The organism is Dietzia sp. PP-33 (assembly GCF_033790845.1).
Taxonomy (GTDB): Bacteria; Actinomycetota; Actinomycetes; order Mycobacteriales; family Mycobacteriaceae; genus Dietzia.
The window spans coordinates 579921-604276 of record NZ_JAMYEI010000001.1 but is presented as its reverse complement, the minus strand read 5'-3'; the positions used below and the strand labels follow the sequence as shown (position 1 = coordinate 604276).

Genomic DNA, 24356 nt, shown 5'->3' with positions numbered 1-24356 from the left:
GAGCCTCAGCGGCGGGCGTGCGCCGGGGCGACCCGCTGTCGGCGGGCGGCCACCGGGTAGTTGGCGCGGGGTTCGAGGACGAACGCGCGGATGAGCGCGATCGCGACCACCACGAGGGTGGTCGTGAGCATCAGTGGGAACCGTGTCGCCAGCGGCAGGACCAGCGAGATCAGCTGCGTTCGCGAGAAGGCGTCGGAGGTCAGACCGGCCCCGGCGATCACCGAGACCAGCGGCACCAGCACCGTCATGATGATCGGCGGCTGCACCCCCGCCACGAACACCGAACGACGTGAGACGGCCAGGACCGCGATCAGGCAGCCGAGGAAGTACGCCACGGTGAACCCGGCGCCCAGATCTCCGGAGAGCGAGTCCACCGCCACACCGGTCAAGGTGATGGCCACCGCCAGTAGCGTCGCGGTCCAGGCCGGGAGGCCACGGATCGACGACACCACCGACCTCTCGCCAGCCGGGACCCGTCCGCTCCTGCGTGTGCTCACGGGGTGAGACTCTAGCCCTCGAGGCGGCGCGCGAGGAATCTGCCGAAGCGCCTGAGCGCGTTGGGCTTCTCCTCGGCAGGCGAGGGGCGGTTGCCGTACACCGCACTCGGGTCGACGGGCCCCGTGGGGGGATTGGCGTGGTCCGCGGAGGGATCCGGTGCGTCCGGGTCCGGCGGGACCACCTCGTCGTCGTCACCCCCCACCGTCTCCACCGCCGCACCGCCCGGACCGGTGGCGACGACGGACCCGGTCGCGGGGGCCCCGGACACGGGCCCCGGCCGCGCGTCCTTGATCCCGGCCATGATGGCGCTACTGCTCTTGCGCAGCGGCGCGAACCGGGAACTGGACATCTCGCCGAGCCAGGCCGTCAGACGGCCCTCGTCGGTGGCGGAGGCGAGGTCCGACGCGGTGACGTCCCCGGTCCGGAGATCGATCTGTTCGCCGAGATAGCGCAGCATGACCGCGGCCACCGCGAGGATCGGCACCGCCAGGAACGCGCCGACGATACCGAACAGGGTGGCACCCGCGGCCACACCGAGCAGGATCACCACCGGATGAAGGTTCATCGCACGCGACTGCAGGATGGGCTGCAGGACGTTGCCCTCCAACTGCTGCACGGCGATGATCACCGCCAGCACGATGATCGCCGTGGTCAGACCATTGGCGACCAGCGCGATGAGCACCGCCAGGGCGCCGGCCGTGAACGCACCGACGATGGGGATGAACCCGGCCAGGAACGTGATGACGGCCAGGGCCCACGCCAGCGGCACGCCGAGGACCACCAGGGCGAGACCGATGAAGAAGGCGTCGACGAGCGACACGATCGCCTGCGCCCGGATGTACCCGCCGAGGGTGTTCCAGCTGCGGGTGAGGACCTCGGTGAGGTGGCGGCCGGCGTTGCGACCCACGATCCGGCGCACGAACGGCAGGAAGCGGGGGCCGTCCTTGATGAAGAAGAAGGTGAGCACCAGGACCAGGACGAAGGTGACGACCAGTGAGCCGACCGCGGTCACCCCGGTGAACACACCGTTGGCGATCTGATCACCGCGATCCTGCAGGGTCGAGCTGAGCTGACCGAGCACGCTGTCCAACTGCTCGTCCCGGATGTTCAGCGGCGGGCCCCGCAGCCAGTCCTGGACCTCGACGATCGCTTCCGAGGCCTGATCCGCCAACTGGACGCTCTGTTCGATGATCGACGGGGCGATCAGTGCCAGGACCCCCGCGACGGCGCCCAGCGAGCCGAAGATCGAGATCATGGCGGCCAGGGACTTGGGGAGACCGCGCCGCGTCATCCAGCCGGTCGGGGGCCACAGGACGGAGGACACGATCAACGCGAGCAGAATCGGCAGGATGCCCACCCACAGCGCGCCGCCGATCTGGCTCAGCAGCCACGCCGCGACCAGCAGGATGGCCAGGCGCAGGGCCCAGTCGGTGACCCACCGCCCGCCGAGCCCGATGAGAACGGCCCGATCGACGTGCTCCTCCTCGGTGCTGGATGAAGGAGGCGGTGTCGGATCGTCGCTCATGGTGCACATGATGTCAGAGCTCACGCGAGTGCGCTCGCGTGAGCGGGCCGGGGTGGCGGGACGGGAGCCCGATGAGCGCGGGACGTAGACTCTGGCCTCGTGAGCCTCACCCTCGGAATCGTCGGACTGCCCAACGTCGGTAAGTCGACCCTGTTCAATGCCCTGACGAACAACGACGCGCTGGCAGCGAACTACCCGTTCGCCACGATCGAGCCGAACATCGGCGTCGTGGATCTGCCGGATCCCCGGTTGGCCCGCCTCGCCGAGATCTTCGGCTCCGAGCGGATCCTGCCTGCGGTCGTGTCGTTCGTGGACATCGCCGGGATCGTCAAGGGCGCCAGCACCGGTGAGGGGATGGGCAACAAGTTCCTCGCCAACATCCGCGAGGCCGAGGCCATCTGTCAGGTGGTGCGGGTGTTCGACGATCCGGACGTGATCCACGTCGACGGCAAGGTGGACCCGATGGCGGACATCGAGGTGATCGCCACCGAGCTGATCCTGGCCGACATGGAGACCCTCGAGAAGGCGGTCCCGCGCCTGGAGAAGGAGTCCCGCAAGGACAAGTCCCTGGTGCCGCAGCTCGAGGAGATCCGCAAGGCACAGGCCGTCCTCGAGGACGGTCGCACCCTGTTCAAGGCCCAGGACGAGGTGGACCGCACCCTGCTGCGTGACCTGCACCTGATGACCGCCAAGCCGTTCCTCTACGTGTTCAACGCGGACGAGGCCGTACTGACGAACGACGAGCGTCAGGCCGAGCTGCGCGCCGCCGTGGCTCCCGCCGACTGTGTGTTCCTCGATGCCAAGGTGGAGTCCGAGCTCCGTGAGCTGGACGAGGACGACGCCATGGAGCTGCTGGAGTCGATCGGCCAGGACGAGCCGGGCCTGAACGCGCTCGCACGCGCCGGCTTCCACACCCTGGGCCTGCAGACCTACCTCACCGCCGGACCCAAGGAGTCGCGCGCCTGGACGATCCGCAAGGGCGACACCGCCCCCAAGGCCGCCGGCGTGATCCACACCGACTTCGAGAAGGGCTTCATCAAGGCAGAGATCGTGTCCTTCTCCGACCTTGACGCCGCCGGTTCGATGGCCGCCGCCAAGGCCGCCGGCAAGGTGCGCATGGAGGGCAAGGACTACGTGATGTCCGACGGCGACGTGGTGGAGTTCCGCTTCAACGTCTAGCGTCTGGTGAGGTTCGACGGCTGAACAGCATGCGGGTTGTGTGGGCGGCCCGCCGGCGTTCACTCAGTGCAGACGGCCGAGTGGACCACTGGCGTTTGCCATGAACGGCTGCACATCGCCGCACTCCACGTACCCGACGATCGGGTCGCCGAGCCGCCTGAGCGCATCTACGACAGTCTCGCGTCGAGTTGGGCTTTCTGTATTCGGGGCGCGAATCCTGCCCGGGGCACGTCGGCGGCATGATCGACGAAGATCTCTTGTCTGCCTCCGGAACCGCTGTGCCTCGCCCCGTAGTTCATCGCACTCGCCTACTTCGGCTATTCGTTGTCACGGTCCAGTCGGCCGAGCCATTCGATGAGGAGCTGGGTCTCGGCCTTGCCCAGGATGTCGGGGTGAGCCGCGGCGCGCTCGATGGCGGTGGTGAGCGGGTTGTCGGTTCGTGTTCCTCTGCTGGTGATCGCTGAGATGGCGCCTTCGCGGACAGCCAGAGAGAGCGCAGGGTCCGGCGCTGCCAGGATGATCTGGCGCAGGGTGACGCCGATGTTGGTCACGAGGACGTGCGCCGCCGCCTGCTCGGAAGAGACGACGAGCCTGCCCTGTGTGGCAGCCCTGTCCGTGAGTCCGCGGAGGATCGCGCTGGGACGCGACTGCGCCTCGGGGGAGTGCCCTGGACGAACCTTTCCGTACATGAGCGAGTAGAACCCGGGGTTGGCCAGGCCGAAGGCGACATGGGCGTCCCATCCTGCGCGGATGTCCTGTATGGGGTCGCCGGAGGACTCCATCGATGACTTCTCGCCCAGGTAGAGGTCGAACCCGTGCTCGATGACCGCGTCGATCAGCCCTTGCTTGGACCCGAAGAAGTGATAGAGCGTCGGCATCTTCACCCCGACGGCCTCACACACTGCGCGCAGCGAGAAGTCCTCTCCGGGCGAGGCGGCGATGAGGTCGGCCGCCGCAGCGATGAGCCGTTCCCGTGTATCGCTTGTCGGTGTTCCTGCCATGCTGCTACATTAGCCTATGTAGCAGTGAACTACTGTTGCATACTGACGATACAGGGGGCCTCATGGCTGAACACACACTCAAGGACAAGAACGTTCTGATCGCGGGCGGGGCGAAGAATCTCGGCGGGCTGATCGCCCGCCAGGCGGCCGAGGCCGGCGCGAATGTCGCGATCCACTACAACTCCGACTCCAGCCGCGCCGACGCGGAGCAGACACTCGCCGCTGTCGAGGCCGCTGGAGGCAAGGGGGCGATCTTCCAGGGAGATCTCACGGTCCCGGCGAACGTGACCCGCCTGTTCGTTGACGCGGAAGCAGCATTGGGCACGATCGACATCGCGGTGAACACGGCCGGCAAGGTGCTGCGCAAGCCGATCGTGGAGACCACCGAGGACGAGTACGACTCGATGTTCGACATCAACTCCAAGGCCGCGTACTTCTTCATCCAGGAGGCCGGCAAGAACCTCGCCGACGGTGGCAAGATCATCACTATCGTCACCGCTCTGCTGGCGGCCTTCACCGACGGCTATTCCACCTATGCAGGCGGCAAGAGCCCGGTGGAGCACTTCACCCGCGCTGCGGCCAAGGAGTTCTCGGACCGGGGAATCTCCGTCACCGCGATCGCGCCCGGCCCCATGGACACCCCGTTCTTCTACGGCCAGGAGACCCCTGAGCGGGTCGAGTTCCACAAGTCCCAGGGCATGGGCAACCAGCTCACTAGAATCGAGGACATCGCCCCGATCGTCCGCTTCCTCGCCTCCGAGGGCTGGTGGATCACCGGCCAGACCATCTTCGCCAACGGCGGCTACACCACCCGCTGAGCTCGACGCTACGACAAGAGGAGCTTTCCATGGCAGCACCCACCATCCCCGAACCCGTGGCCTCGTTCATCACCGCGGTCAACAACCACGACGAACAAGCCTTCCTCGACGCCTTCGCTCCTGACGGGACCGTGGACGACTGGGGTCGCACCTTCACCGGACGCGAGCAGATCAAGGCCTGGAGCGACAAGGAGTTCATCGGCTCGCGCGGCACCCTCGCGGTCGAGGAGGTCGACGTTGCCGGCGGCACAATCACCGTCACCGGCGACTGGCGCTCCAACCACGCCAACGGCCGGTCGACGTTCGTCTTCGAGCTCGACGGTGACAAGCTCGCGAAGATGACGATCCGCGAAGGCTGAGAGCCAGCGCTGGCAACTCGAGCGGGCGTCCAGCCAGATGGACGCCCGCTCGTCGCTGTCGCCTTCGAGACTCCCGCACGACACGCACACACGAGGTTCGCCAACCATGACTACCGTCCCGCTCGCCCGCACCGGGCACCGTCGATCCGAGGTCGGCCCCGTCGAGCTCTTCTTCGACCTGGTCTACGTCTTCGCCATCATCCAGCTCTCGCACCTGCTCATCGATCACCTCTCCTGGGAGGGCGCTGCCCAGACTATCGTGGTGTTCGCCGCGGTGTGGTGGGGCTGGAACTACACCGCCTGGGCGATGAACTGGCTCGATCCGGGTCGCACCCCGGTGCAGCTGCTCTCCGGCGTGCTCATGCTCGCCGCACTGGGCATGTCGATCGCCATCCCCAGCGCCTTCGGCGACGGAGCCTGGCTGTTCGTCGGGTGCTACCTGTTCATGGGCGTCCTTCGTCCAGTCTTCATGATGATCACCTATCGGGGACACCAGCTCGCAGCCAACTACCGCATGCTGCTGCTGTGGACCCTGCTGGCCGGCATCTTCTGGGTGCTCGGTGCGGCCCTGCCCCTCGAGTGGCGGTTGGGTCTCTGGTTGATCGCGGTACTCATCGACTATGCGGCCCCGCTGGCCCACTACCGGATCCCCGGCATCGGCGCAGCACCCATGCACCAGTGGGACACAGACGCCGAGCACCTGGCCGAGCGCAACCGTCTCGTCTTCATCATCGCCCTCGGTGAGTCCATCCTTCTCATGGGCGGCAGCATCGTCTACCAGGGCCAGCTCACTCCGTCGCTCGCCCTGAGCATGCTCGTCGGCTTCGCATCCCTGTTCGTGCTCTGGTGGAACTACTTCGCCCTTGCCGGCCCTGATACCCACGGCGGGGACTCGTCAACCGGGGCCCTCCGGTCGGCCTATGCCTACGCGCATGCCTTCATGGTCCTGGGCGCGATCCTCGTGGCCGTGTCCATCGAGCTGCGGCTCTCCCACGACCACCTCACGCCCGCCATTGTTCTCGTGACGGCAGCAGGTCCGCTCGTCTACCTGGCAGGGAACCTGTTGTTCCTCCGGTCCCGCTTCGGACGCCTCGCGCGGTCCCGGTTCATCGCAGCAGCCGTGCTGGTGGTGATCACGATCGCCGCGATGCTGATGATCGATCTCCTCCCCGTGATTGCGCTGAGCGTGGCCGTACTCGCCGTGACGGCTGCCCTCGCCGCCCACACCGCGTACACGACATCGAAACAGTCGTCGCTCGGATAGCTGGCGATGACCTGGCAACCTCTACCTGAGATCCATCGGCGCCCGATGACGGTGCGCATGAGCGAGCGACGCGCCATGCTTGGCGACAGCCATCTCCTGGGATAACTGGCCGACTGAATCCCGGCTAACGCGTAGTTTTAGCCGTTGTGGACGATCCAATCCGGACTGTTCTTGACAGCGTTCTTGACAGCGTTCTTGACAGAGCGCTCGCCGATGATCCCGGCAGGATCCTCGGGGTGTATCTCATCGGTTCCAGCACGATGACGGGACTCGGCCCGGAGAGCGATATCGACCTGTTGCTCCTGACGCGAAAGTCGCTGATTGTCGAAGAGCGCCGATCGCCGGTCTCCTTGCTGCTCGGGCTCTCGGGGTGGAAGGGGCACGCCGAGGACTTTCCGGATGTCGCCGGTCGGCGGCCGTTCGAGGCGACGAGTCTGGTCGCAGACACCCTCGATCCGCTGAAGCTGGGAAACCAGCTGTGATTCGCTGCCCATCAGGTATCTTGAAGTCGGTGGTTTCCGCCACCGACGGCACTTCCACGTGAAGACCACGTGAATCATTGCGGAGAGTCCCGAGCAGCTCAGGACATGTCTGAATGGGGTGCGGCGCACCGGTGCGCCGACTTCATATCGCCGATGCTAGGCATCGGCTGACGAAAGGACATGACATGTCGTCTAAGGACGAGAAGAATCTCCAGCAGGTGCTCGACAAGATCGCGAAGATGGACGAACCGCGACGGTCGATCATGGGGCGTGTGCACGACGTCATCCTGGCTGCGGCTCCCACCCTGAAGCCGCGGATCTGGTACGGCATGCCCGCCTATGCTGAGTCGGCGAGCACGCCGGCGCTGGTGACGCTACGCAACGACGAACGCTTGAATCTCGCGATCACCGAGAAGGCCGATTTCCGACCCGTAGGTGGAGTGGACGGCGCGCTGATGCCTGCTGCGTGGTATTTCGAGTCCGTGGACGAGGACACCGAGCAGCGCATCGCCGAGATCGTCCGTTCGGTGGTTTCTTGAGCATTGTCTGACCCGACCATCTCCGACGACGACTGATCGCATGCTCGTCGTCGGGGATGGTCGGGAGGCAGTGTGCTCCGCGGTCTCCGGGTCTGAGTCGGGTGTAATCGCTTCGCAAGGGTGCTCGCGCGTCGTGATTGAGCGGTTCGGCTGAGGCTGTGGATGCGGTCAGGGAGTCGCTCCACTGCCTGATGAGCGGTGCCCGGTAAGGGTTAGCGGTGTCGGGTGGGATGACGGCGAGCCGTTCTCCACGTACCTCCCCCCGTGGCAGTAGAGGCGGTGGCGCATGGAAGCGAACACGCTAGTCACCCAGCCACGCACCAGCCCCCAATGATCTCGGCGTGCCGGTGGTCGGCGTGGCGACTGTCGTCCTCGTCGTCGCTCCAGGTAGATACCCCGGCCCGCCGCCTTCGCAGCCGGGCATGTCCCCACGACTCGGCGACGGGCTCTGTCACGGTGACCTGAGCCGCGAGATCAGCCGTCCGACCCGTCGCTCGAGAGCGGCGTCGTCCGGGGCTACGAGTAGAGGGTGGATCGCGCTGTAGCGCTCGGCGCGGGTGAGCCGGGCGAAGGCGGCCCCCGCCGCCGGCGACGCCTCGAGCGCGGTCGCGAGCACCTCGGGGACCTGTGCGGTCGCGGGGCCGGCGTAGGCGCGGTCCCAGCGGCCGTCGGACCTCGCCCGCTCGATCTCGGCGATGCCCCGCGGCCGCAGCCTCTGGTCCTCGGCGAGGCGAGCGACGATCTCGACGTTCCGCAGTGACCAGATGGAGCGCGCACGGCGGGGGGTGAACCGTTGCACGAACGTCGTCTCGTCATGCGACCTGCGCTGACCGTCGATCCATCCGCTGCACAGCGCCTCCTCGAGTGCCTCCTGGTAGGAGAGCGAGGTGGGTGAGGTGACCCCCTTCTTCGCGAGCATCAGCCAGATCCCGTCGCAGCTCTCCTCGTGCGAGATCAGCCACTCGCGCCATCGTTCGATGGTCGGCACGGTCAGTGGGGCGTCTGGGCTGTCCGTCACGCTCATGGCCCCAGCCTGTCAGGTGAAGAGGTCTGCAACTGTCCTCTATCCGTCGCGCTTGCCCGGTTCGCTTCGCGCTAACCTCGTTCCATGGCTGAGAAGGCGACGAGAGCTGAGCCGACTCGTTCTGGACCGGCTGATCAAGGGGGAGTACATGTCACGTGTTCGTGAATTGACCAGCGTGATCGCTGCCGGCGTCTCAGGGGTGCTGGTGGCAAATGCCGTGCCGCACACGGTCAAGGGGATGACGGGACAGAAGTTCCCGACGCCGTTCGCCGATCCGCCGGGCGTCGGGCTGTCGCCGCCTATCCATAATGTGGCGTGGGGCGTGATCAACCTCGCGGCTGGTGGCGCGCTGTCGCGTGTGCACTCCGGTTCATCCAAGGACAGCGTGGCAGCTGTCGCGGGAGGCGTCGGGATGGCGTTTCTCCTCGCGCACTACTTCGGTGGGCTCAATCTGTACGGAGAGCGGGCGGAGCGCTGACGCCAGCGGCCGGTTGGCGAAGGGAACGCCAGCGGACGCCCACCCACACCGGGCCCAAGGGAGCGTGATGTGATGACCGGAATCCCGCGGCGGCCTTCCCCTCTGGGCGGTCGCCGCCCGAGGCGTGACGAGCTCGCCGGGTTCGCCACGGACGATCCGCACGGGGTCGACGATGTCCTGCCCGCCGAGGCCGGGCGGCTCCGGCTGCTGATCGTGGGCGTCAACCCGGGGTTGTGGACCGCGGCCGTCAACGCACCGTTCGCGCGGCCCGGGAACCGATTCTGGCCGTCTCTGCACCGAGCCGGGGCTGACCGATCACGTCGTCGATGCCGCGGTGGGCTTCTCGCTCGCCGACGAGGAACAACTGCTCTCGCGAGGCCTCGGGATGACGAACCTGGTGGGACGTGCCACCGCGCGGGCCGATGAACTCTCCCGCGAGGAGCTCCGCGCGGGCGCCGAGCGCCTGACCGTCCTGGCCGGTGAGCTGCGCCCGGCGGTCGTCGCCGTCGCGGGGATCACGGCCTTCCGCGTGGCCTTCAGGCTGCCCAAGGCGCGCACGGGGCAGCAGGACACCTCGACGATCCCGGGGTGGCCGGACGGGGTCACGCTCTGGGTGGTACCGCAGCCGAGCGGGTTGAACGCGCACGAGACCCTCGACTCCCTTGCTGCTCACTGGCGTCAGGTCTGGTGTGCGGTTGAGGCGCGGGACGAGTCGGGTTAGCGCTGAGCGATCCCTATCGTCAGCTGCTGCGGCGCTGATCCGCCCGGACGGACTGCTCGACCAGCAGTCTGACCTCCTCGGGCAGAGCGGGGACCGGGCCGGAGACCGGGATGCCCGGGGCCACGTCGGTGATTCCGAGCGGGGCGAGCGGTCCCGGGGTCCAGACCGAGGTCGGCTTTCCAGCCGGCGTACTGGGCGCCGCTGGAGGCGTAGACGATGCGCCCGAGTCCCACGAAGGCGTGGGCGGCGCTACACATCGCGCAATGCTCGCCCGAGGTGTAGACGACGCTGGATGCGCGGTCGTCGGGCCTCATGTTCTCCGCGGCCCAGCGCGCGATCGCGAACTCCGGGTGCCGGGTGGCGTCGCCGCTCGATTCGCGGTTGCGGTCCTCGAACCGGACCTCACCGGCCTGGTCCACCAGCAGTGAGCCGAACGGCTTGTCGCCGGCCGCAAGTGCCTCGCTCGCAAGATCAACGCATCTGCGGAGGTGGACGAGGTCATCGTCGTGGACGGGCCAGGATACGGGTGTGGTGGTCACGGTTGCCTCCTTCAATGACGTGTCGGTTAGATCCTGCCCTGTCGCGCGCGACGAGGTGCCAGAGCCATGGTCGGCGGGCGTGCCGCTACCATCGGGACACTTCAGCGCGCGGCTCGGCGGGTCCACTCCGGTCCGGGCGCCACGTGAGAACCGAGGGGGCCGGTGTGCGTCGGGTGCTGGTGGTGGGCAGTTCCGGGTCGGGTAAGACGACGACGGCGAGGCGGATCGCAGGAGTCCTCGGTGTGCCGCACATCGAGCTGGACGCACTGCACTGGGGGCCTGACTGGACGGCGGCCTCAGCGGACGAGTTGCGCGAGAGGGTGCAGCTGGCGATAACCACGGATGCATGGGTGGTGGACGGGAACTATCGGGGCAAGATCGGGACCATGGTCTGGGACCGCGCGGACACGGTCGTCTGGGTCAACCCGTCCCGCCCGGTGGCGATGTGGCGATCGCTGAGCCGCACGATCCGTCGCGTGTTCACCGGGCAGGAGTTGTGGAACGGCAACCGCGAGAACTGGCGCGGTCTCCTGGTCTGGAGGGGTGAGGAGTCGGTCCTGGGGTGGGCATGGACGTCCTACCCGCGCACCCGGGATCTCTACGAGTCCGCCATGAATGACCCGGGGAACCGCCATCTCGATTTCCACCGCCTACGGACCTCCCGGGAGGTCGACCGGATGGTCGAGTCCCTGCGCTCAGGCCGGTGAATCGCTGAGCTTGTGGGGGAAGTCGGCGTCACGTCCCTGGAAGCTCAGGATGCTCGGGTTGATGATCACTCCCTCGCGGATCTCGATCGCACGGGAGATCGTCTGGTCGTCATCCCACGAGGCAGGCCCTTCCATGACCGTTCGTAGGAACGGCAGGAGCGCTTCGCTGATCTCCCAGGTCGCCGAGTTCCACAGGTACGACGGACTGTGGTCGACGGCGTAGTAGTTCACCCCTTCGCCGACGGTGAACATCGGATCGTCGAATCCGGTGGGCTGAGCCCATTCGAAACCCATGCCCGCATCGCAGGAGACGTCGATGATCAGGCTGCCCGCCTCGAACAGTTCGAGGTCCTCTGTCCGCAGGTAGGTCAATGGTGCCGTGACGTCCTGGAGCGTGCAGTTGACCACGATGTCGTGGGAGGCGAGGAAGGTGGGGAGCAGGACGTCGCCGTCGTCGGTGGGCACCGTGCTGAGGTGGGTGGGGCCCTCGTCGGTGTTGAGCTGGGTGATCTGTGCCCGGTGGATGGGCGAACCCACGGCCGACGCCCCGCGCTGAGTGAGGACCTGGATGTCGTGGATCCCGTGTGCGTTGAGTGCGGTGACGGCTCCGCGGGCCGTCGCGCCGAAGCCGATCACCACTGCACTCAGGCGTGGGCCGTAGTGCCCGGTGGAACCGATGAGGCTCAGAGCGTGCAGGACGGAACAGTAGCCGGCGAGTTCGTTGTTCTTGTGGAGCACGTGCAGACTGAAGTCGCCCTGACGGGTCCAGTGGTTCATCGCCTCGAACGCGATGAGGGTCAATCGACGATCGATCGCGATCTGCGTCAATCCGGCGTCCTGCACGCAGTGGGGCCATCCCCACAGGACCCGGCCTTCCGGGACCTCGGTCACGTTCCCCGCCTGGGGTTTGGGCAGCAGGAGCACGTCGGCGGCGGCGATCACCTCCGAACGCTCCGCGACCCTGCCCACGCGTGACTCGATATAGCCGGGCTCGAGCTGGAAGTCGGCGGCGTATCCGCGTTCGACGATCATCCGCGCGCGGATGTCCGGATCGATCCGGTCCAGGTGGTGGGGGTGCAGCGGTAGCCGGCGTTCGTTCTCCATCGTCGAGGTCGCCAGTACACCGAGGGTGCGGAGCCCTCCCGTCGAGGCCTCGGCAGACGCCTCGTTCGACTGAGCAGGGGTACGCGCGGTGCCGGACATCCGGACTCCCATCATCGGGGAACCGAAGTCAGCTCCTCACCCGACTATATGCGGGGTCGGCTCGGGCGCCGACAGGGGAGCCTTCAGGCTCACCAGGTCAGATTGTGCTCAGGACTCGTGGCGGAACCCGACCTTGATGGTCACCTGCCAGTGCGCCACCCGGTCGCCGTCCACCTTCCCGCGTACCGACTGCACCTCGAACCACTCGAGATTGCGCAGCGACTTGGACGCCTCGGCGATGGCGTTGGCGATCGCAGCGTCCGTCCCGTCGGGTGAGGAGCCGACGATCTCGGTGATGCTGTAGACGTGGTTCATGATGCCCTCCCGGTAGTGTGATCTAGCTCACTCTATCGCTTTCCCTGGTCGTCGCGATACGAGTCGACGATCACGCGCGTGGTCATCGCCTTCCGCCTTCCGCCTACACCGATCCCGAGGGCGGATGGGCGTGACAGAACTGACGCACGGCGTGGTTCACCTGTTCGGGCCGTTCCAGATGGCTCAGGTGACCTGCGTCATCGATCACGACAAGTGTCGAATCCGGGATCACCTCGTGGAACCGGTGTGCGACGGTCAGTGGTGATCGAAGGTCGTTCCGCCCCCAGATCAACAGGGTGGGTACGGTGATCCGGGGCAGCAGATCGCTGAGATCGGCCTCGGCCATGATCGCCAACTCCCTGCGAAGAGTGTCCGGTCGGACGTCGGCAGTGATGGTGGCGAGCAGGCGGGCGACCTCCTTCGGCGGGTCACTGGCGAAGAGCCCGGACACCGTGGGGTCGACAGCCTCATCCCGGACGGAGAGCATCATCCGCGCGCCCGCGACCCGCGCACGTACCTCGTCCGCAGGCAGTGATCCCTTCCAGCCGGCGTAGGTATCGATCATGATCAGCGTCGCGACACGGTCGGGGTGACGGCGATAGAACTCGAGCAGAACGGTGCCGCCCCAGGAGTTGCCGGCGATGTGCGCCGGCCCGAGGTCGAGAGAGTCGAGCATCGCGGCGAGCACGTCCGCGATGTCTGCCAGCGTGAAGTCGTGCGGAAGGTCCGACGAGCCTCCGGCCCCCGGCTCGTCCCAGGCGATGACGGTGAACTCGTCGGTCAGGTCCGCGAACTGCGGCGCCCAGATGCGCCCGTCCCCAGCCGCACCGTGGAGGAAGACCACGGGCGGGCCCACACCCTCGCGCCGGTAGGCGATGGTGAGGCCGTTCGCGACGCACTCCATCTGTCGACCGTACTCGCGACGGAGCGCATCGTGTGTCGAGTGGCCCGGGCGGGGACGAGAGGCCCTCATCGCGACAGGAGTGTGGGTTCACTCGCAGCCGGGCCAGACGCCACCGCACCCCTCGGCGGTCGGCCGAGGGGTGCGGTGGCGCGGGTCGAGTCGAGTCAGGCGCGAGCGTCGGAGAGGGCGGAGTTGAACGTCTTGCTCGGACGCATCGCCTCCCGCAGCTTCTCTACGGAGGGCTGGAAGTAGCCGTCCAGCTCCACCGGCGTGCCCTGTACCGCCAGGAGCTCGTCGAGGATGGCGTCCCGGTCCGCGGTCAGCTTCTCCGCCAACGGAGAGAAGTGCGCCGCCAGCTCCGGGTCCTCGGTCTGGGCGGCCAGCTCCTGCGCCCAGTACAGCGCGAGCCAGAACTGGCTGCCCCGGTTGTCGAGTTCGCCGGTGTCGCGCGACGGCCCCTTCCGGTTCTCCAGCAGTGTGCCGGTCGCGGTATCGAGCGTCTTGGCCAGGATCGTCGACTTGGGGTTGTCGTCCTTGCGGCCGAGATCGTCCAGACTCGCCCCGAGGGCCAGGAACTCGCCGAGCGAATCCCAGCGCAGGTGGTTCTCCTCCACCAACTGCTGGACGTGCTTGGGCGCCGATCCGCCCGCACCGGTCTCGTACAGTCCGCCGCCGGCCATCAGCGGCACGATCGACAGCATCTTGGCGCTGGTACCGAGCTCGAGGATCGGGAACAGGTCGGTGAGGTAGTCGCGCAGGATGTTGCCGGTCACCGAGATGGTGTCCAGTCCCCGCCAGGCGCGCTCGAGGGTGTACCGCATGGCACGCACCTGCGACATGATCTGGATGTCGAGGCCCTCGGTGTCGTGGTCGGCGAGGTACTTCTTCACCAGGGTGATCAGGTTGTTCTCGTGCGGGCGGTACGGGTCGAGCCAGAAGACGGCCGGCATCTCCGAGGCGCGGGCGCGATCGACCGCGAGCCGCACCCAGTCTCGGATCGGCGCGTCCTTGACGGTGCACATGCGCCAGATGTCGCCGGCTTCGACGTCCTGCGACAACAGGACCTCGCCCGTGGCGGCGTCGACGATGTTGGCGACGCCGGCGAAGGGGACTTCGAACGTCTTGTCGTGGCTGCCGTACTCCTCGGCTTTCTGCGCCATGAGGCCGACGTTCGGGACGGTCCCCATCGTGGTGGGATCGAACGCTCCGTTGGTCTTGCAGAAGTTGATGATCTCCTGGTAGATCCGCGCGAACGTGGACTCGGGGATCACGGCCTTGGTGTCCTTCTTGCGGCCGTCGGCCCCGTACATCTTCCCGCCGATGCGGATCATCGCGGGCATCGAGGCGTCGACGATCACGTCCGAGGGGGAATGGAAGTTGGTGATCCCGCGGGCCGAGTCGACCATCGCCAGTTCCGGCCGGTGCTCGTGGCAGCGGTGCAGATCCTCGATGATCTCTTCCTTCTTGGAGCTGGGCAGGTTCTCGATCTTGTCGTAGAGATCGACCATGCCGTTGTTGACGTTGATCCCGAGCTCGTCGAACAGGTCGTGGTGCTTCTCGAAGGCCTCCTTGTAGAAGACCCGCACGGCGTGGCCGAACACGATCGGGTGGCTCACCTTCATCATGGTGGCCTTGACGTGCAACGAGAACATGACGCCGGTCTCCTTGGCGTCGTTGAGCTGCTCCTCGTAGAACTCCATGAGCGCCTTCTTGCTCATGAACATCGAGTCGACGACCTCACCGGCCTCGAGCGGCACCGTCTTGAGTACGTGCGTCTCACCGTCCGGGGTCACCACCTCCATGCGCGCATCGCAGGCGCGGTCGAGGATGATCGACTTCTCGCCGGCGTAGAAGTCACCGTGGGTCATGTGCGCCACGTGGGACTGCGAGGCCATCGACCACTTGCCCATGGAGTGCGGGTTGGCCCGGGCGTACTCCTTGACCGCCTTCGGGGCGCGGCGGTCCGAGTTGCCCTGACGCAGCACCGGGTTCACGGCGCTGCCCAGGCACGTCGAGAGACGCTCGGCGATCTCTTTCTCTTCCGGGGTCTGCGGGTCGTAGGGGTACTTGGGGATGTCGTATCCCTTGGCCTGCAGTTCCGCTATCGCTAGGTTCAGCTGGGGAACCGAGGCGCTGATATTCGGCAGTTTGATGATGTTGGTGCCGGGTTCCTGGGTCATGCGTCCCAGCTCGGCCAGGTTGTCGGGCACCTTCTGCTCGTCGGTGAGCCGTTCCGGAAAGGCCGCCAGGATGCGGGCGGCCACCGAGATGTCGCTCGTCTCGACCTCGATGCCGGCGGCTTCGGTAAAGGTGCGCACGACCGGGAGGAACGCCTCCGTCGCCAGTCGGGGGGCCTCGTCGGTGAGGGTGTAGATGATTGTCTGTGTGCCTTTGGTCATGGATGTCGACTCTTCTCGTATCGGGCTGATCTAGTTCTTGTGGAACGGCGTCAGTTCGCCTCCACCATCATCACCCGGGTCGGACCGGCGTGGCCAGAACCTGCGGGCGTGGGTCGATCGGTGATCGTCTCGGCGTCCCTCTGCAGTGTGGTCCAGTGTGGACGAATGTGCGGTGTTTCCAGGCGGCGGGGACCCCGGTCGGGCGGACCGGCGGCGACCGCGTCGTCGATCGCAGTCGGTGTCGCGTCCTGCGGATCAGGCCTAGGGTCGGGGGACGACTACCGCCGAGGAGGCACGGACGATGACCGATGTAGGTGCACGTGCACGCGAACTGGCCGCGCTCCACGAGTCGGGTGACCTGGTGGTCCTCCCGACCGTCTGGGACACCTGGAGTGCCCGGGTCGCCGCGGGTGCGGGATTCCACGGCCTGACGGTGGGCAGCCACCCGGTCGCCGACGCCATCGGCAGCGCCGACGGCGAGAACATGGACTTCGGTGAGTACCTCGGCGTGGTCCGCAGGATCGCCGACTCGGTGGATGTGCCGGTGAGCGCGGATGTGGAGTCGGGGTACGGGTTCGCACCCGAGGAGTTGATCTCGCGCCTGCTCGAGGTCGGGGCCGTGGGGGCCAACATCGAGGACGTGGTCCACGGTGAGGGCGGCCGGGTCCGCGACAAGCAGGAGCACGCCGACTACATCGCCGGCGCCCGCCGAGCCGCCGACGAGGCCGGGGTCCCGTTCGTGATCAACGGGCGCACGGATGCGGTCAAGCTCGGCTCCGACGTGTTCTCCGACCCGCTCGCCGAGGCCGCCGAGCGCATCGTGCTGATGGAGCAGGCCGGCGCACGCTCGGTCTACCCCGTGGGACTGACGACCGCCGACCAGGTGACCACGCTCGTGAAAGCGGTGTCGATACCCGTGAACGTGACCGCCCACCCCGTGAAGGGCCACGGCGCCGGGGACCTTGACGACCTGACGAGACTGGGGGCCCGGAGAGTGACCTTCGGCCCGCTCTGGCAGATGTGGCTGGCCGAGGTCTCCGCCGACCGACTCGCCGACTGGCTGTCCGTCGACGGCTAGCTCCACGTCTGTGGCGGCCCCAGAAGTGGCCGCCGAGCGATAACTTCTCGGGAGGAGCGGTCCGTACACGCCGTACGGCCCGGACTCGTCCCGAGGAGATCGACCATGCACGAGAAGGCCGGCGAACGCCCCGACCGCAGGCGACAGGTCACAGGCACCCTGGTGGCGCTCGTGACGATCGCACTGGGCGCGGTGGTGATCCTGGCTCCCCTCGCACTCCCGGAGATCGTCAGGGTGGCCGGTGCCGGGCTCGTCGTCGTCGGTCTCGCTACGGTGATCGGCGTCGACGGCGCCGGCCACTCCGGGTGGTGGGCACGAGTGCTCACGGGGCTCGCCGCCGCCGCGGCGGGCGTGGTGGTGCTGGTCTGGGAGTCGGCGAGTATCCGCAGCCTGCTGTGGGTCATGGTCGCCGCGCTGATCGTCCACGGCGTCCACACGATCGTGGTGGCGCTGCGGAGCGAGACCGACAGCCGGGTGGCCGGGGTGTTCAGCGGCACCGCGGCCGTCCTGTTCGGGCTGCTGTGCCTGGCCTGGCCGGTCCTGGCGATCGAGCTGATCAAGTTCGGTGTGGGCGCGTGGTTGGTGTTCGTCGGGCTGCGCGGGCTGATGGACGCGCTGCTCCACCGGCGCGGGCACGGCGGGCCCGCGAGGGCCGGCGTGGGCCGGATGCGCCGGTGGGGCCGGACCATCCTCGCGGTGGCGGTATTCCTGGTGGTGGTCGCGCTCGCGATCTGTTCGGCACTACTACTCCGTGGTGACGACCGCCCCGGACCCGACGACTTCTATTCGGTAGCCGGGCCGTTGCCCGCCGACCCCGGGGTGTTGCTGCGGGCCGAGACGCTCACGACCGGCGTCCCCGACGGTGCCGACGCCTGGCGCATCCTCTACACGACGACCCGGCCGGACGACACGGTGACCGTGGCCAGCGGGACCGTGATCGCACCGACCGACCGGCAGTCCGACGCGCTCCCGCTGCTGAGCATCGCGCACGGGACCACCGGTATCGTCCCTCGCTGCGCTCCCTCGCTCAGCCCCACCCCGTTCGCGGACGGTGCGGGTGCCGCGCTCACCCGGATGGTCACCGACCACGGGTGGGCCGGGGTGATCTCGGACTACGTGGGCCTGGGCACCTCCGGGATGCACCCGTATCTGGTCGGGCAGGCGGAGGCGCGCAACGTGCTCGACGCCTCCCGTGCGGCGCAGCAGCTCGACGGCGTGACCCTGGGCACCGACACCGTGGTCTGGGGCCATTCGCAGGGTGGCCACGGCGCGCTGTGGACCGGCCAGATCGCCGGTGACTACGCGCCGGAACTGGAGCTGAAGGGCATCGCCGGAATGGCGCCCGCCACCGACCTGTACACCCTCGCCGAGGCGAGCAAGAGTGAGGTCGGGGGCAAGACGGTCTCCGCTTACATCGCCGAGTCGTGGAACGAGGTCTATCCCGGGTTGGACCTGTCCGGGCACCTCAATCCGGGCACCGCACACGGCGTGGAGAAGATCGGCGAGCTGTGTTTCAACGAGCAGGACGCGATCGCGGCACTGGTACGGGGTACCCAGATCCCCGAGCAGGTGTTCCCCGATGCCGTCCTCGACGGCGACCTGGGGGAGACCTTGAGGGAGAACTCGCCCACGGGACCGTGGCCCGCCCCGGTGCTGATCGCCCAGGGCCTGGCCGACCCGTTGGTCAAGCCCACGATGCAGCAGACCTGGGTGGACGCGCGGTGCGCGGAGGGTGAGCCGCTCGACTACCGGACCTATCCGGGACTGGACCACAACGGAGTGGTCGCCGCGGATTCGCCGCTCACCCCGCAACTGGTGCAGTGGACCCTCGACCGCTGGAGCGGGGAGGCTCCCACTCCGACCTGCTGAGCGGGCGCGGCGCGGAACGTGGTCCCGCCCCGTTGACAGTTTCCCATATGGGAATATGATCATCGGTATGGCGCGAGCAGCGACGACCTCCGACGTGTTCAACGCGATCGCCGAACCGCAACGCCGGCAGATCCTGGTCCTGCTGCGGGCGGGCGAGAGGCCGGTGACCGAGGTCGCCCACGAGCTGGGCCTGACCCAACCGGGGGCGTCCAAGCACCTGCGGGTGCTCCGAGAGGTCGGTCTCGTCAGCGAACGCCGGGCGGGCAGGCAGCGCCTCTACGACCTCGACGCCGGCGGGCTCCGACCGGTCCACGACTGGGTCGGCGGATTCGAGCGGTTCTGGAACGAGAGCTTCGACAGATTGGATGCCTACGTCCACGGGATGACGCAGGCGGAGCGGGAGGAGTAGGTCATGGAAGAGAACGGACGAGGGGAGCCGACGGGGTCGGCGACCGCGGACCGCGAGGTCGCGATCACCAGGTACATCGACGCCCCTCGCGAGGTGGTGTTCCGGGCGTTCACCGAGGTGGAACACCTGTCACGGTGGTGGGGGCCGGAGGGATTCACCACCACCACCCGGTCCTTCGAGTTCCGTGTGGGCGGAGTCTGGGACTTCCTCATGCACGGTCCGGACGGGACCGACTATCCGGAGTGGATCACGTGGCTCGAGATCGTCCCCGCGCAGCGGATCGCGTTGCTGCACGGGGAGTCCCGGGACGATCCGGAGGCGTTCGAGTCGGTCCTGGTCTTCGAGTCCGAGGGTGACGGGACCCGTATCGATTTCCGGACGGTGTTCCCCACGCGGGAGCTGCGGGACAGGGCGGTGGAGGAGTATCGCGCGGTCGAGGGCGGCGAGCAGACCCTGTCCCACCTCGCCGCGTACGCCACCGAGCTCGCGGCGGGGGGCCGACCGGTGGGCCACGAGGGGCTCGTACGGGTCCACAACTTCTCCGTGTCCCTGGACGGATTCGGGGTGGGCGAGGGCCAGTGTCTCGAGGCACCGTTCGGTCACGCCGGGCAGAGACTGCTCGAGTGGGCGCTGCCGACGCGGACCTTCCAGGACATGGGTTTCCACGGGGAGCAACAGCCCTCGGTGGGGGTCGACGAGGCGTTCGCGAGTCGATGGAACGCGGGCATCGGTGTGGAGATCATGGGGCGCAACAAGTTCGCGCCCTCCCGCGGCCCGTGGGGGGATGAGACGTGGCGTGGCTGGTGGGGGGACACCCCGCCCTTCCATACCCCGGTGGTCGTCCTCACCCATCATCCGCGGCCGACGCTGCAGCTCGACGGCGGCACCACGTTCCACTTCCTCGACGCGGACCCGGCCACCGCGCTCGCGTACGCACGCGATCTGGCGGGGGGCCTGGACGTCCGGATCGGCGGGGGAGCGAGCACCATCCGTCAGTTCCTCGAGGCGGATCTGATCGACGAGATGCACATCGCCCTGGTCCCCGTCCTCCTGGGCCGGGGCGAACGACTGTGGGACGGGCTCGAGGGACTCGAGGAGCGGTTCCGGATCGAATCGACGAGCTCACCGAGCGGGGTCATCCACCTGAGCTTCTGGCGTCACCGGGCACGGGTGCCTCGGACAACGTCCGGCGGGTGACGAATCGGCGTGACGCTCCCGAGAGCGGGTCGGTGAACTCCAGCTCCCCGGCGAGCAGTTGCAGGGGGAGTCGGTGGTCGTCGGGGGCCTCCGGGAGCAGGTCGGGGTACCGGCGGTCGCCCAGGATCGGGATCCCCAGCTCAGCCAGATGCACCCTGAGCTGGTGCAGTCGTCCGGTGTGCGGGCGCAGGAACGTGTGCAGCACCGTGCGTCCGGCGGCGCTCCGGCCGGAACCGAGGACGTCGATGAGCGTTTCGGTGTTGGGTGCGCGGTCGGGGCGGACGGCGACCCGCTGGCGGCCGCGCAGCCTCTCGAGGTGATCGCGGTGGACGAGGGGGAGCGGCCGCCCGGAGAGCTCCGGCGTGCTCGGGTCCCACCCCGGTGGCCGCGTCGAGACCGCCTCGTAGACCTTGGCGACCTCACGTCGTTCGAAGAGCGTCTGATAGGCGCCCCGGGTGGAGGGCCGGGCCGAGAACATCACGAGCCCGGCCGTGCCGCGGTCCAGGCGGTGGACCGGCGTCAGGTCGGGGTTGTCGAGTCGGACGCGCAGACGCACTAGCGCGGACTCGCGCAGAAATCTCCCCGTCGGGGTGGTGGGGAGGAAGTGTGGTTTGTCGATCACCACCAGGTCGTCGTCCACGTGCAGGATCTCCTCGTGGAACGGGAGCTCTGCCTCCGCCGGTAGCTCTCGGTGGTACCAGATGAACTCGTGGGAGCCCAGTGCCTCCGCGGGACCGACCGGACGGGCGTCGGCGCCCACGACGTCGCCGGCGGCGAAGCGGCGGTACAGGTCGGCGGCCTCGAGGTGGTCGAACCGCTCGATCACGTACTCGGCGATCGTCGACCACGGCCCGGTCGTCGGAACGCGCATCCGTGTCGGTCCGACCCCGTCCCTGACGGGCAGTGGCGACGGCATCGGCACGGCACCCTCCTCGGTGAATACAGTGGAGATCCAGCACCGGCTCCGGACCCCGAGGATCGCACGATGGCACCGCACACCCCCGACGCGGCCCCTGACCCGGGGCCGGGGCCCGAGTGTCTCATCGGACAGGTGGCAGCGCCGGCCATCCACGTGATGAGCTGGAACATCCGTCGCCCGGTGCCCGCCGTGGTGGCGCGACCGGCCGACCGCTGGCAGGAGCGCGCTCCCCGGCTCCTGGCGCTCCTCGCCGCCGAGCGGCCGACTGTGCTCGGCGCCCAGGAGGTGCTGGGCGATCAGGCCTCGGTGGTACTCGGGGCCCTCGGCGCCGGATACGCCGTCGTGGGGCGGGGTAGGGGCGTCGGGGGAGGCGGTGAGGCCTCGCCGATCTTCTACGACTCGGGCCGGTTCGACCTGCTCGACTGGGATCAGGCCGCGCTGTCCGACCACCCCACGCGGGCCGGCTCGGTGTCCTGGGGCAACGTCTTTCCCCGCATCCTCGTCACGGCGACGTTCCGTGATCGGGAGACGTCGCGGACCCTCCTCATGGTCAACACACACCTCGATCCGTTCTCGGCGCGCTCGCGGCTGCGGTCCGCCCGGGCGATCGTCGACGTGGTGTCCGCCCGTGGTCTGCCGGCGCTGGTGACCGGCGATCTCAACGCGGGCCCGTCGAGTGCGGCGGTTCGTGAACTGCTCTCCGGTGGTGTCCTCGCGGACAGCTGGCGCCGCGCCCGGACCCGGGTGAGCGAGGAGTGGGGAACCTACGCCGGCTACCGCGCGCCCCGCCGGAGCGGGCCCCGGATCGACTGGATACTCGCCTCGTCCGCGTTCGGGGTCTCCCACGCCGCGGTCAACCCCCGACGACACGGCGGCGGGTGGGCGTCGGATCATCTGCCCGTGCACGCCGTCGTGGGTCTCGACGAAGGAGGGGCCGGATCGTGATCGACAACTTCCTCCGGCCAGCCCGGAGCCACGCGCAGATGGCGGCGGATTCGCTCCGGATCCTGGGGACCCTGAGCGTGTTGCTCGCCCTCCTGCTCCACGGTCTGACGGACGCGGCCATCGTGGCGTTCGCTCTGCCCGGGCTGATGCTCCCGCGCTTCATCGGGATGAGGCCGTGGGCGGACATCGCGGTGTCGGGCACGGTGCTCGTGGCGGCCTGGAGCAACGTCGTCGACCTGTACACCCGGATCTGGTGGTGGGATATCGCGGTCCACATCGTGTGCGCCGGGGCACTGGCGGTGGTGACCTACCTGTTCCTCGCGCACCGCGGGACCGTGGCGCCTCCGGACGCCCCCGGGTTCACGGCGGCGGGGTCGGTGGTGCTCACCACCGCCTTCGGCCTCGCCCTGGGGGCGCTGTGGGAGATGATCGAGTGGTTCGGGCACGCCTTCCTGACCACTGACATCTACGTGACGCTCGGCGACACGATCGGGGACATGGCGGCGGGCGGCGTCGGTGCACTGTGTGCCGGGTTGCTCCTGGCCCACGGGCCCGCGCTGCTGATGCCGGCGGCCCCACCGATGCGCGAGTCGTCGGCGACCACCTCGAGCCGGCCCTAGCGGGTCGTGTTCTCGAGCTCCCCGGGCGTCACGGCCGTCCGCCGACCCGCGTCCCCGGCTCGTACGAGTTCCGCCAGGAGCGGGAACAGCAGAACCGTGACGGCACCCGCGGCGACGAGCACGGAGGCGATCTCACGGGTCATCAGACCGTTGCCCACGGCCACCTCGGTGACCGCGACGATGATCGGCAGGCCGGTCGCGGCGTAGAGCCCCACCCTCGCCCGCTCCCTCTGCCCAGTCAGGCCCGGACTCGCCCGGGTGACGGTCTCGCCCAGCCACACCCCGCCGCCGCGGATCACGAGCATGCTCGCCACCGCCGCCACCAGGATCCACGGGGAGGCCGCGACCGCCCCGAGGTCGATGCCCATCCCCGAGACCACGAAGAAGACCGGGATGAACAGGGTGTAGCCGACGGTCTCCAGCTGGCGCAGGAGAATCGCCGCCAGGTCGCGCTCCGTGTCACCGCGTCTGTCCCGCATGCTCACCCCGAGTGAGTCGACCAGACGGCGCAGGATCATCCCGGCGGCGAAGGCACCGAGCACGACGTCCAGGCCGAAGACGGTGGCCACCACCATCATCGTGGCCAGGAGGAGGATCACCGTCCGCATCGCCAGCTGACCGGTGGAGGTGGTGCCCAGGAGGAGTGCCCGGCCGAGCGCGGGGATGTGGAGCAGGCGGGCCGGTACCGCCAGGATCACGAGCGCCGCCAGCAGGAACAGCCCGACGGCCGCGAGGGAGGACTCGATGCTGCGGGTGCCGAGCAACACGGCCATCACGAGGATCGGACCCAGTTCGCCCACCGCGCCGTGGGTCAGGACCGCACGGCCCACCGGTGTGCTGTCATGCCCGGAGCCCTTGAGGATCGGCAGGAGGGTGCCGACCGCCGTCGAGGTGAGCAGGAGTCCGATCGCCACGGCGGTCTCCCAGCGGCCCGAGACCAGCCACCCCACCCCGGCGGCCAGGACCAGGCTGACCGCCCAGGTCCCGGCCGCCCGCCGCCCGCTGCGCCCGGTGAGCGTGGAGACCTCGAGCTCGAACCCGGCCAGCAGGAACAGCATCCCCAGGCCGAGCTCCGCGAGGAGCGCGACCCCGCCGGACTCCACCGCCAGGCCCGTCCCGTTGGGGCCGATCAGCATCCCGCCCGCCAACAGGAGCACCACACCCGGGACGAGCGAGCGGGTGAGCAGAGAAAGCAACGGGGCAGCCCAGACCGCCAGGACGATCCAGAACAGGGAGACGAGCTCGGTGGTGGAGGCGTCGGCGGCCAGGAGGGTGGTGGTCACGTCTGCCCTTTCGCTCGGTTTATCAGAAGGAGTTTAGAGGACCGTCGAGCTCGCGGGCCCCCGGACCGGCGGTGATCGGTT

At 68.3% G+C, this 24356-nt stretch carries 24 protein-coding genes and 2 pseudogenes; 15 read left to right on the top strand and 11 right to left on the bottom strand.

What is annotated here, in order from left to right; all coding sequences use genetic code 11:
* Positions 1–5: 5 nt before the first annotated feature.
* Positions 6–497, bottom strand: coding sequence for a DUF6542 domain-containing protein (locus NJE57_RS02905; RefSeq protein ID WP_319026850.1), 492 nt, complete (start codon positions 495–497; stop codon positions 6–8).
* Positions 498–508: 11 nt separating this feature from the next.
* Positions 509–2023 (bottom strand): AI-2E family transporter, encoded by a 1515-nt coding sequence (locus NJE57_RS02900; protein ID WP_319026849.1) that lies wholly within the window; start codon positions 2021–2023, stop codon positions 509–511.
* Positions 2024–2122: 99 nt separating this feature from the next.
* On the opposite strand from NJE57_RS02900, the gene ychF reads away from it, so the two are divergent.
* The gene (gene ychF / locus NJE57_RS02895) at positions 2123–3202 is read left to right on the top strand and encodes a redox-regulated ATPase YchF (RefSeq protein ID WP_319026848.1); all 1080 of its coding nucleotides are present in this window, start codon (positions 2123–2125) and stop codon (positions 3200–3202) included.
* 317 nt (positions 3203–3519) lie between these two features.
* On the opposite strand, the gene NJE57_RS02890 is transcribed toward ychF, so the two are convergent.
* Positions 3520–4203: a TetR/AcrR family transcriptional regulator gene (locus tag NJE57_RS02890; RefSeq protein ID WP_319026847.1), complete on the bottom strand. Its 684-nt coding sequence runs from the start codon at positions 4201–4203 to the stop codon at positions 3520–3522.
* A gap of 62 nt (positions 4204–4265) precedes the next feature.
* On the opposite strand from NJE57_RS02890, the gene NJE57_RS02885 reads away from it, so the two are divergent.
* The 5 genes from NJE57_RS02885 to NJE57_RS02865 all read left to right on the top strand — a co-directional run bounded on the left by NJE57_RS02885 (position 4266) and on the right by NJE57_RS02865 (position 7665).
* Positions 4266–5021 (top strand): SDR family oxidoreductase, encoded by a 756-nt coding sequence (locus NJE57_RS02885; protein ID WP_319026846.1) that lies wholly within the window; start codon positions 4266–4268, stop codon positions 5019–5021.
* A gap of 29 nt (positions 5022–5050) precedes the next feature.
* Positions 5051–5380: a nuclear transport factor 2 family protein gene (locus NJE57_RS02880; RefSeq protein ID WP_319026845.1), complete on the top strand. Its 330-nt coding sequence runs from the start codon at positions 5051–5053 to the stop codon at positions 5378–5380.
* A 106-nt stretch (positions 5381–5486) separates the two neighbouring features.
* The gene (locus NJE57_RS02875) at positions 5487–6644 is read left to right on the top strand and encodes a low temperature requirement protein A (RefSeq protein ID WP_319026844.1); all 1158 of its coding nucleotides are present in this window, start codon (positions 5487–5489) and stop codon (positions 6642–6644) included.
* A gap of 146 nt (positions 6645–6790) precedes the next feature.
* Positions 6791–7126: a hypothetical protein gene (locus NJE57_RS19970; protein ID WP_413464342.1), complete on the top strand. Its 336-nt coding sequence runs from the start codon at positions 6791–6793 to the stop codon at positions 7124–7126.
* A 185-nt stretch (positions 7127–7311) separates the two neighbouring features.
* Positions 7312–7665 (top strand): DUF1801 domain-containing protein, encoded by a 354-nt coding sequence (locus tag NJE57_RS02865; RefSeq protein ID WP_319026843.1) that lies wholly within the window; start codon positions 7312–7314, stop codon positions 7663–7665.
* Positions 7666–8116: 451 nt separating this feature from the next.
* On the opposite strand, the gene NJE57_RS02860 is transcribed toward NJE57_RS02865, so the two are convergent.
* Positions 8117–8689 carry a YdeI/OmpD-associated family protein gene (locus NJE57_RS02860; RefSeq protein WP_319026842.1) on the bottom strand — a complete coding sequence of 191 codons (573 nt, stop codon included), beginning with the start codon at positions 8687–8689 and terminating at the stop codon, positions 8117–8119.
* 148 nt (positions 8690–8837) lie between these two features.
* Here NJE57_RS02860 and NJE57_RS02855 point away from each other — a divergent pair, with 148 nt between their 5' ends.
* Together NJE57_RS02855 and NJE57_RS02850 are read left to right on the top strand one after the other, a co-directional pair.
* Positions 8838–9167, top strand: a complete 330-nt coding sequence (locus tag NJE57_RS02855; RefSeq protein WP_319026841.1) for a hypothetical protein — start codon at positions 8838–8840, stop codon at positions 9165–9167.
* Positions 9168–9239: 72 nt separating this feature from the next.
* Positions 9240–9888: pseudogene (locus NJE57_RS02850) on the top strand (mismatch-specific DNA-glycosylase).
* Positions 9889–9907: 19 nt separating this feature from the next.
* Here NJE57_RS02850 and NJE57_RS02845 read toward each other — a convergent pair.
* Positions 9908–10427 (bottom strand): annotated as a pseudogene (locus tag NJE57_RS02845) (nucleoside deaminase).
* Between the two features lie 143 nt (positions 10428–10570).
* On the opposite strand from NJE57_RS02845, the gene NJE57_RS02840 reads away from it, so the two are divergent.
* Complete coding sequence (locus tag NJE57_RS02840) at positions 10571–11134, top strand: AAA family ATPase (RefSeq protein WP_319026840.1); 564 nt, start codon at positions 10571–10573, stop codon at positions 11132–11134.
* Here NJE57_RS02840 and NJE57_RS02835 read toward each other — a convergent pair.
* From NJE57_RS02835 to NJE57_RS02820, 4 genes are all read right to left on the bottom strand, one after another.
* Complete coding sequence (locus NJE57_RS02835; protein WP_319027085.1) at positions 11123–12238, bottom strand: N(5)-(carboxyethyl)ornithine synthase; 1116 nt, start codon at positions 12236–12238, stop codon at positions 11123–11125. The two genes, NJE57_RS02840 and NJE57_RS02835, sit on opposite strands and share 12 nt — an antisense overlap.
* Positions 12239–12445: 207 nt before the next feature.
* The gene (locus tag NJE57_RS02830; protein WP_319026839.1) at positions 12446–12652 is read right to left on the bottom strand and encodes a dodecin; all 207 of its coding nucleotides are present in this window, start codon (positions 12650–12652) and stop codon (positions 12446–12448) included.
* A gap of 103 nt (positions 12653–12755) precedes the next feature.
* Positions 12756–13556, bottom strand: a complete 801-nt coding sequence (locus NJE57_RS02825; RefSeq protein ID WP_319026838.1) for an alpha/beta hydrolase — start codon at positions 13554–13556, stop codon at positions 12756–12758.
* A 164-nt stretch (positions 13557–13720) separates the two neighbouring features.
* Positions 13721–15955, bottom strand: a complete 2235-nt coding sequence (locus tag NJE57_RS02820) for an NADP-dependent isocitrate dehydrogenase (protein ID WP_319026837.1) — start codon at positions 15953–15955, stop codon at positions 13721–13723.
* A 301-nt stretch (positions 15956–16256) separates the two neighbouring features.
* Here NJE57_RS02820 and NJE57_RS02815 point away from each other — a divergent pair, with 301 nt between their 5' ends.
* From NJE57_RS02815 to NJE57_RS02800, 4 genes are all read left to right on the top strand, one after another.
* Positions 16257–17033 (top strand): isocitrate lyase/phosphoenolpyruvate mutase family protein, encoded by a 777-nt coding sequence (locus NJE57_RS02815; RefSeq protein ID WP_319026836.1) that lies wholly within the window; start codon positions 16257–16259, stop codon positions 17031–17033.
* A 105-nt stretch (positions 17034–17138) separates the two neighbouring features.
* The gene (locus NJE57_RS02810; RefSeq protein WP_319026835.1) at positions 17139–18902 is read left to right on the top strand and encodes a lipase family protein; all 1764 of its coding nucleotides are present in this window, start codon (positions 17139–17141) and stop codon (positions 18900–18902) included.
* Positions 18903–18969: 67 nt separating this feature from the next.
* Positions 18970–19311 (top strand): metalloregulator ArsR/SmtB family transcription factor, encoded by a 342-nt coding sequence (locus NJE57_RS02805; protein ID WP_319026834.1) that lies wholly within the window; start codon positions 18970–18972, stop codon positions 19309–19311.
* A 3-nt stretch (positions 19312–19314) separates the two neighbouring features.
* The gene (locus tag NJE57_RS02800; RefSeq protein ID WP_319026833.1) at positions 19315–20508 is read left to right on the top strand and encodes an SRPBCC domain-containing protein; all 1194 of its coding nucleotides are present in this window, start codon (positions 19315–19317) and stop codon (positions 20506–20508) included.
* Here NJE57_RS02800 and NJE57_RS02795 read toward each other — a convergent pair.
* On the bottom strand, positions 20447–21379 hold the full coding sequence (locus NJE57_RS02795; protein ID WP_319026832.1) for a pseudouridine synthase: 933 nt from the start codon (positions 21377–21379) through the stop codon (positions 20447–20449). The genes NJE57_RS02800 and NJE57_RS02795 overlap by 62 nt on opposite strands.
* A gap of 114 nt (positions 21380–21493) precedes the next feature.
* On the opposite strand from NJE57_RS02795, the gene NJE57_RS02790 reads away from it, so the two are divergent.
* Together NJE57_RS02790 and NJE57_RS02785 are read left to right on the top strand one after the other, a co-directional pair.
* Positions 21494–22372, top strand: a complete 879-nt coding sequence (locus tag NJE57_RS02790; RefSeq protein WP_319026831.1) for an endonuclease/exonuclease/phosphatase family protein — start codon at positions 21494–21496, stop codon at positions 22370–22372.
* Positions 22369–22992 (top strand): hypothetical protein, encoded by a 624-nt coding sequence (locus NJE57_RS02785; RefSeq protein ID WP_319026830.1) that lies wholly within the window; start codon positions 22369–22371, stop codon positions 22990–22992. Before NJE57_RS02790 ends, NJE57_RS02785 begins: the two co-directional genes overlap by 4 nt.
* Here NJE57_RS02785 and NJE57_RS02780 read toward each other — a convergent pair.
* Positions 22989–24275: a cation:proton antiporter gene (locus NJE57_RS02780; RefSeq protein ID WP_319026829.1), complete on the bottom strand. Its 1287-nt coding sequence runs from the start codon at positions 24273–24275 to the stop codon at positions 22989–22991. The genes NJE57_RS02785 and NJE57_RS02780 overlap by 4 nt on opposite strands.
* Between the last annotated feature and the right edge of the window lie 81 nt (positions 24276–24356).